Source organism: Spiroplasma sp. hy2 (assembly GCF_044714365.1).
GTDB lineage: Bacteria > Bacillota_I > Bacilli_A > Mycoplasmatales > Mycoplasmataceae > Spiroplasma > Spiroplasma phoeniceum.
In genome coordinates, this window is sequence record NZ_RXFZ02000170.1 from 1 (window position 1) to 2,117 (window position 2,117).

1 protein-coding gene is annotated in these 2,117 nt (G+C 24.9%); it reads left to right on the forward strand.

The window, feature by feature from the left end:
* Window positions 1–183: 183 nt before the first annotated feature.
* Window positions 184–1,980, forward strand: coding sequence for an oligoendopeptidase F (gene pepF / locus EHV01_RS04975; RefSeq protein WP_422066488.1), 1,797 nt, complete (start codon window positions 184–186; stop codon window positions 1,978–1,980).
* Window positions 1,981–2,117 lie beyond the last annotated feature (137 nt).

The following is a 2,117-nucleotide window of genomic DNA, read 5'->3' on the forward strand; positions in this document are numbered from 1 at the left end:
WTWNATTCTGTAATTATTTTTTCATTAATTATTTACCTCCATATATTAAAAATATACCTAATTTTAGGTATATTTTATAAATATCAAGAGTTTTCGACAAAATTAAAGAAGGAATAACAATAAAAATATTTTGTTTTCCGTTATAATATAAAAAGGTAAATTTAGAAGAAAGAGGAGAAAAGAATGAAACGAAATGAAGCACCAGCACAATATAAATGAGATTTCAATCATTTATATTCCAATCATGAAGCATGGAAAAAAGATTTAGCAAAAATTGTAAAAAAATTAGAAGAAATTATCACCTTTAAAGGAAAATTAAATCAAGTAGCTGTTTTTAAAAAATATATTTTTTTAGATGAAGAAATTGATTTAATTGCAAATAAAATGGGACAATATTTACATATGGGTGATATTGATACAACTGATTTATCATATCAAGAATTAGCAGGAACTTATTCAAATACTTTAAATCAAATTTCAAGTCAATTAGCTTTTGTTGCTCCCGAATTAAAAGCAATTGGTGAAAAAACAATTATGACATGAATTAAAGAAGATTCTGCATTAAGTGCATATGAATATAGTTATCGTAAGTTTTTTAAAAATGCAAAATATATTTTATCAGAACGTGAAGAAGAAATTTTAGCTTTAGTAACACAGTCGCGAAGTGTAGCTTATGAATTGTATGATTTATTAGCATATGCTGATAAAAAGCCAACTTTTATTGATTATAAAGGAACAAAAACAGAATTAACAAATAGTGTATATAGTGAAATTATGGAGAAATCTGATCCATTAGGTGAACAAGAATTTCGAATTAAAACAGCACAATTGTTTTCTGAGCATTTAGTTGATAAAAAACATTCTTTTGCACGAATTTATGAGGGAATCATTCAACATAGTGTTGAATCTGTTCGCTTACGTGGTTATAAAAATACTTTACAAGCATCATTAAATAATGATGATGTATCTGAAGAAATTTATGCAAGTTTAATTAAATATGGTCGTGAAAATAGTCATTTATTTGTTCAATATAATGAGTTATTAAAAAAACATTTTAAATTTAAAAAGTTTTATCCAACTGATCCTAGTTTGAAGTTAGTTAAAAACATTGCATCATTAGATAAGAAATATACTGTTGAAGATGCAAAAAAAATGATACGTGAATCTTTACAACCATTAGGAAATGAATATTTAACCCAATTAGAGTTAGCTTGAAGTGATCATCGCATTGATTACTTTGAAGATACTAATAAACGTAGTGGTGCTTATTCATCTGGTGGTTCAGGAGTTGAACCAATTATTTTAATGAATTGAGATGATACAATTGGTTCAGTTAATACATTAGCACATGAAGCCGGTCATTTTGTTCACACATTATTAGCAGATTTAAATAATAAATATCCATTAAATAGTTATCCAATTATCTTAGCAGAAGTTGCTTCAACAGTTAATGAGTACTTATTATTTGATTATTTATATAAAAATGCTGAAAGTAAAGAAGAAAAAATTTATTTATTACAAAATCGAATTGATGAAATTATGGCAACTTTCTTTCGCCAAATTCATTTTGCTGATTTTGAATGAGCTGCGCATAAAATGGTTGAAAATAATGAGCCATTAGATGCTGATAAATTAGCAAATCTTTTTGATCAAAAAGCTAATGAATTTGGTTATACTGTTTTTGATAAACATGATTTACAACAAAAGACATATAGTTGACCACGAATTTTACATTTCTTTCATTCACCATATTATGTTTATAAATATGCAACTTGTATTGTTGCTTCATTTAAACTTTATAATGATGTTATTAATGGCCATACAGAATATTTACTAAATTTTTTAAAACAAGGTGGTCGTAAAGAACCATTAGCAATTTTAAAAGATATAGGAATTGATTATACTGATGCTAATGTTTATAATGGCTTGATTACAAAATTAACAGAAATGATTAATAATCTTACTCAATTATTAAAATAGCATTATATTAGTTATATTATATAAAAAAATTCTTTAATTTTGTCGAAAACTCTCTTTAATTTTGTCGAAAACTCTTGATATTTATAAAATATACCTAAAATTAGGTATATTTTTAATATATGGAGGTAAATAAWAAA